The organism is Gemmatimonadota bacterium, assembly GCA_026705765.1.
Taxonomy (GTDB): Bacteria; Latescibacterota; UBA2968; order UBA2968; family UBA2968; genus VXRD01.
In genome coordinates, this window is record JAPPAB010000037.1 from 23,574 (window position 1) to 29,705 (window position 6,132).

Below are 6,132 nucleotides of genomic sequence, written 5' to 3' on the forward strand. Positions count from 1 at the left end.
GGTTGTTTTTGTCCCTGGGGACGGTGTTTTGGGATTTCAGATGGCGTATTTTTGGGGTGAGATTAGTTCATTCCAATCAAAAGGAGGCATACCATGGCTGTGACGACACTTGATTATGTGCCCTGCGCGCGTGTGGAAGATATTCCCGAGGGTGGGATTATGGCGGTGAATGTGGAGGGCCATGCGATTGCGCTGGCAAAGTCGGATGGCGAGATCCGGGCGGTGGATAACCGGTGCCCGCATATGGGGTATCCGCTGAGTGAGGGGTCGATTCACAATGGGTTGATTATTTGCCACTGGCATCACGCGCGGTTTGATCTGGTTAGCGGGTGTACGTTTGATCCGTTTGCCGATGATGTTCGGAGTTATCCGGTGGATGTGCAGGATGGTGAGATTTATGTGAATGTGCATGCGACGCATCCCGATCCGGTGGGGCATTGGAAGCGGCGGTTGAGCGAGAGTTTGGAGCAGAATATCAATCTGGTGATTGCCAAGTCGGTGATCGCGCTTCGGGGTCAGCGGGTCGATGGCGATGAGATTGCAGAGATTGGCGCGCGGTATGGGGCGCTGAGGCGGCGCCAGGGATGGGGTCCGGGGTTGACGATTTTGACGTGTATGGCGAATGTGGTGCCAAAGCTGTCGCCCGGGGATCAGGTTCTGGCGCTGTATCAGGGGTTGTTGCATGTGGCGAGCGAGACGAGTAATGCAGCGCCGAGGATTGTTTTTACGCCTCTGGAGACAGAGGATCTGACGCTGGAGCGGATTAAGGCGTGGTTCCGCTATTTGATTGAGGTGCGAAATGCCGATGGTGCGGAACGCGCGTTGTTGACGGCGATTCAGATGGGGGCAACGCCTTCGGAGATGTGCGATATGCTGGTGGCTGCAGCGACGGATCACTTTTATCGCGATGGCGGGCATGTGCTGGATTTTATCAATAAGGGTTTTGAGGTGCTCGAGCGCATTGGATGGGACAAGGCCGATGAGATTTTGCCTTCGCTGGTGGGTGTGCTTTCGGGTTCACAGCGGAGTGAAGAGCTCAATCGGTGGCGCAGTCCCGTTGATCTGGTGACGTTGTTACACGATGCGTTTGATGAGCTTGAGGATCTGGTTCGCGAGGGCGAGGGGAAGACGTGGGATGATGCGGATGCTTTGACGGCGGTTTTGTCAGGCGATGATCCGCACGCGATTGTGGATGGGTTGAAGGCGGCATTTGCCGGGGGGGCGACGCTGACGCAGTTGACGCAGACGCTGACTTATGCAGCGGCTTTGCGGATTGCGCGGTTTCACGTTAAGAATGAGTTTGCCGATTGGATCGCGGTGTTGCATACGCATTCGGCGGCCAATGCGCTGCATCAATGTGCAAAGCGCGCGCCGTCTCTGGATCTGGCGCGGGGGATTTTTCACGGTGCAATGGCGTTGTATTTTGATCGGTGGTTTAATAAGCCGGCAGCCCGTTTGCCGCAGGATCAGCGCGCGACCCAGCAGTTGTCAGAGGATGCGGATGAGTTGCTGGATTCTTTTGTGGATTTGCTGGATACTCAGGCGCAGGTGGATGAGGCGGGACGGATTGCGTATCGGTATTTGTCGCTGGGGCATCCGCGCGGTGCTTTGTGCGAGCGGTTGGGCCATGTGTTGCTGCGAGAAGATGCCGAGTTTCATTCGTTCCAGATGCTGGAGTCGGCGTTTAGCCAGGCAGAGGAGTTGGATGAGGAACGCGCACGGATTACGCTGGTGGGCGCGGCGCGGTATCTGGCAGCGCATGCGCCAACGGCGCGCGCGTTGAGACAGACGGCGAATTTGGCACTTCGACTGCACAGGGGAGAGGATCTTTCGGCTGAGGATCCGGATGAGGAAGTTTGATGTAGGGGCGGGTCTCGTGCCCGCCCGTGGCGGGATAGATGATTCCAGATCACACAGACAGGTATTGCAAAAGCCTGTACCAGCGAATGGTGCAGGCTTTTTTATGTATTCGGTTCCCATTTTCCCTGTACGCGATAGGCTTCCTCAGGTCCCGGCCACGGGGGCATGGTGATGGCGATGGCGCAGAGTGGTTCGCTGTTGTGGGCGCGAAATTGGAAGTGGGTGCCTTGCGGTATGGTGAGGGTTACGCCGGGGGCGAGGGTGGCGATTTCTTCGCGGTTGCCCTGTTTGCGCCACATTTCGCCCTGTCCGCTGATGATGTACCAAATTTCTTCGACGGTGCGGTGGGCAACGGCGATGGATGTTTTTTCCGGGGCGAGTTCAAAGTGGGCCATGCCGCCGCTTTTGAGTTCGAGGAGTATGCGGACGTCGGATCCGTCGGGTGCGGTGACGTCGGGTTTTTGGGGCAGGTGTTTTGTGCTGAATTCGGTCATGGTGTTCTCCGATTTACATTTCTTGTTCAATGGTTTTTCGAAGCAGGACTCTTCCGCGATATAGCCAGGTTTTTACTGTGCCTATGGGTACTTGCATTGCTTTTTCGATTTCGGCATACGAGTAATCCTCAATATAGCGCAGGCGCATGGCTTCGCGATATTGTTGTGGCAGTGTTTGTATGCTTTTGCGTACGAGGTGTTGGCTTTCTCGTGTGTGCAGGGCAGTTTCCGGGTTTTGTGTGCAGGAGGGGGCGATTTTTTGCATGCCTTCTGGCGTGTGAAAATAGGTTGCCCATTTGCGCCGCACGGATTGCGATTCGCAGTGCGAGAGGCATACGTTCATGGCTATGCGGGTCAGCCAGGTTGAGAATGCCGCGTCGCCGCGAAAGCGATGGAGTCCCTGGTATGCTTTTATAAATGCGATTTGAACCAGGTCTTCGATGTCGTCCTTGTTTTTTGTGTGGCTGGCTACAATTGCATAAATTCGGGCTACGTTTGCTTTGTACAGTTTGCCAAATGCGATCCCGTCACCCATCCGCGCTTTGAGTACCATTGTCTGTTCTTCGTTCGGTGCCATTATACTCCTCTTGTGTCGTGAGGTCATGTTGTTTTTTTCATCATCTACTGTGTTCTGCACCGATGGGTGTCTGGGGTGGTCCCCGGAGGGCAACAAAAAACCCGACATCGAATCTACCTCGATGTCGGGCACGTAGGGTATAGGCACCAAAAACCCCACTCAGGGGTTGGCAAAATTTTAGCCTCCAGGGCATAATCGCCGCCTCCTGGAGGGATAATGGCAGTGTGAATAGACCATCTATTTTTACCTAAAGATATGTAATTTCAGGTAGTTGTCTCCTACAAGCAGAGGGCTTTTGTTTTTGGGATTGGACAATATAGCCCGTTCTGTTTTTTTGTGCAAGAAAAAATCTGTACCATACAAAAAAATTATTTTTTGGAAAATGAGGCGGGGCGGCGGTCAGCGGACGATCACAATGTCATCGTAGGGGCCGTCCCTCGTGCCGTCCCAGCCTGTATATTAGACCGGATAGGTGAAGATTGTACGTCACGGGGTACGGCAAAAAGTGCGTAATCAAAACTGGACGACAAAATCAATATACGGAATGCCGGGAAAGATTGTGCCTTCTCCTATTGTATTGATCAGTCCCAGATCTACGCTTAATCGTTTGCCAAAAAACCGTATTCCATAAGAGACCAGGATGTCTTCTACACCGGGAAAGATCCAGTTTTCTGTGACAAATGCCGTCCGTCGCGTCAAGCGCTTCTCTGCCCCGATCATTACCATAGGGCGATCTGCGAGGTCTCCCTCTACAAAACCATAACCAAGCCCTGCAGTCAGGCTGGCATCGGGTTGCCCAAATGTTGTTACACCATACAATATGCCCGCAACTTCAGGGTCATCTTGAGAGGCATCATCCTCATAATTGGGAATACGCACGAGAAGTGCGCCTGCGGCAAAAGAGAAAGTTTTTTGCTGTACTAATCCGAATTTTGGTGCAAGAAAAAATAATTGATCATTTATATCCACGGTGGGAAAGATGGAGAGTCCACCTCCCAGAGTAAAGCGATCTGTGATCCCATAAGCAAAGCCCGGAAAAAAGAGATAATAATCAGCAAAATAACCTTTGCCCTGTTTTAGCATACGCGCCGTAGGTGCAAAGAATAGGCGTGTTATATTGGGATTTGGGAACCAGAATTCTCCCTTTCGTATTAAGTCGGCAGACACTGTTTCAATGTGTTTGATTTTTGAAATGGGGATGTGGATAATGCCCAGGTCTGTCCTAAATGCAATCTCTTCAGTACCAATCTCCACAATGCGTCCGATATTTGTCGATCCATCGGTTGTTTCAAGTACCTGAATTTGAGTGGAATCGGGAATTGCCAATCGGGACATGAGGGAGGATGGTGCGTTCTTCGCGTGTTCTTCTGCAAATATACTGTTTAGAGAGATTGCAGTATAGATCAAGAGCAACCATTGCGTTCGTATCATGACGAAATCCTTCGTTCCAATCATAACTCAGAGACCGCAAGCATTGTGGTATAATACGCAAGCATGGCGTTGTCGGCGTCCGATTCAGTAATTTCATAAGGGATAGATTCAAATGATTTGTGCTCTTGTGCATCAAGTTCTTCTGAAAGATAAAATTCATGAAGAATGTCGTTTCTGCCAAAAGAAAAATTTCTGTCACCCTTATCGGCTATGCGCACATCCGCTAAGAATACGACAATGGAAAATATGGCTTTAACCTTTTCAGCGTGGTGGTTCTGTAATGATCCTCTGACAGTAACAATATTGTCTATTTTGCTTATGGATATACCACTTTCATCAATCTCTACTGTTGATGTATTCAGCATCATAGTGTTAATCCTCCTGTCTGGGTTCTGATTCTGCAGACACTGTCTGCGGAATTTGCTCAGGTGGATACGACTGGTAGAACAGATACGTTCGCAATGCGCCAATTTGTTCAATAGAGCAGGATATCAGGCATCTCCGAGATTCAACACCATTGTCGTAGCAGTGCGATAGTCTTCTTCTGCTTTATAGACCCACGCTTGTATATCACCCGGCGGATTTGTAGAGGGTGCGTCCAAGTTTGAATATTTCCTCGAGAAAGGGATCAAAGTTTTGCAGATGGGTTTGAATTTCTTCAGGTGTACGCACAACAATATCCATTGCAACGTATTTTGGACGACAAATGCGAGCAATTGCGGCACTTCGCGCTGTTGGACGCAAATCTGTATCCATAATAACGAGCAAATCTAAATCGCTATCGGTCTTTGGCTCGCCATAAGCCTGAGAGCCAAAGAGGATAATCTGATCTGGATGAAAGTGTTCAACAATTTTGTTTGCGATCTCATCCAAAAGCGATTCTGTTATTTTTTGTTCTTTCGCATTCATCTGAGTATTTCCTAAAATGCGCTGTCGAACCGGGTGAATTACCCTCTCCGTTTTTTGAATATAATGATAAATGCCTATTTGCAATTTACTTGAAAAAACAGGGACTTGCAATGGCGTTTTTGCGTATAACGATAATTATATGCAAAATTTAATCTCTTCAAAATGTCTCAATGCGGAAAGCCAAAAGCGTGATCCTACCCCGAGCCTATTCACAAATTCCTCGTCCGAAAACGCATTTGCACACTTTCGCGTAGTGCCTGTATATTGATGGTATAACTTAACTGGTGCGTGAATAACGTAGTTAGCGGACAGCTTGCTTTTTTGAAAAGTTTGGGGTTACTGATGCCAGATTGCGACTACAGTCTTACGTGGTACCATGGCTCTCAGCAAAAGCTGACGAAACTTCGTATCGGTAGTTCGATCACACAATACAGAAATGTGGCTAAGGCGTTCTCTCACCGCCCTTCTCTTGTCTCTTTGTCTGACGAAGGTGTGTCTCTATCTGACAAGCTCAGGCTGAAGCATAACGGCGCCACGCCAGGTTATCTCTATGTTGTTTTAGATGAGATTGATCCTGATGATGTGTATCCGCATCCCCATCCGGCAAATGTTGGTCGCTGGGAGTGGCTGACTAACCGGGAATTGAAACTAGAACTCATCGAACAGACTATCGTAACAGACAGTCAACCACCCACGTCTAAAGCCTGTGGGCTTGTCCCTGCCACATGATTCCCCCGGTGGTTGACACCACCATTGGGGGTATGGCGAGACTTTAGGCTTGTTGACACAAAGCCCTTGCCCGGATGTGGACTTGACCCGTTTCGGTGGGTACCTTATGAGTAGTAAGAAAGGAGACCCACT

Annotated in this window: 7 protein-coding genes; 2 read left to right on the forward strand and 5 right to left on the reverse strand. The window is 49.9% G+C overall.

What is annotated here, in order from left to right:
• Window positions 1–93: 93 nt before the first annotated feature.
• On the forward strand, window positions 94–1,860 hold the full coding sequence (locus OXH16_04785; GenBank protein MCY3680689.1) for a Rieske (2Fe-2S) protein: 1,767 nt from the start codon (window positions 94–96) through the stop codon (window positions 1,858–1,860).
• A gap of 101 nt (window positions 1,861–1,961) precedes the next feature.
• On the opposite strand, the gene OXH16_04790 is transcribed toward OXH16_04785, so the two are convergent.
• From OXH16_04790 to OXH16_04810, 5 genes are all read right to left on the reverse strand, one after another.
• On the reverse strand, window positions 1,962–2,354 hold the full coding sequence (locus OXH16_04790; protein MCY3680690.1) for a cupin domain-containing protein: 393 nt from the start codon (window positions 2,352–2,354) through the stop codon (window positions 1,962–1,964).
• 13 nt (window positions 2,355–2,367) lie between these two features.
• Entirely contained in the window at window positions 2,368–2,931 is a 564-nt protein-coding gene (locus OXH16_04795) for an RNA polymerase sigma factor (GenBank protein MCY3680691.1), read from the reverse strand.
• A 513-nt stretch (window positions 2,932–3,444) separates the two neighbouring features.
• Complete coding sequence (locus tag OXH16_04800; protein MCY3680692.1) at window positions 3,445–4,362, reverse strand: hypothetical protein; 918 nt, start codon at window positions 4,360–4,362, stop codon at window positions 3,445–3,447.
• 20 nt (window positions 4,363–4,382) lie between these two features.
• Window positions 4,383–4,730, reverse strand: coding sequence for a hypothetical protein (locus tag OXH16_04805; protein ID MCY3680693.1), 348 nt, complete (start codon window positions 4,728–4,730; stop codon window positions 4,383–4,385).
• A gap of 202 nt (window positions 4,731–4,932) precedes the next feature.
• On the reverse strand, window positions 4,933–5,271 hold the full coding sequence (locus OXH16_04810) for a nucleotidyltransferase domain-containing protein (GenBank protein MCY3680694.1): 339 nt from the start codon (window positions 5,269–5,271) through the stop codon (window positions 4,933–4,935).
• Between the two features lie 342 nt (window positions 5,272–5,613).
• On the opposite strand from OXH16_04810, the gene OXH16_04815 reads away from it, so the two are divergent.
• Window positions 5,614–6,000: a hypothetical protein gene (locus tag OXH16_04815; protein MCY3680695.1), complete on the forward strand. Its 387-nt coding sequence runs from the start codon at window positions 5,614–5,616 to the stop codon at window positions 5,998–6,000.
• The last annotated feature ends 132 nt before the right edge of the window (window positions 6,001–6,132 follow it).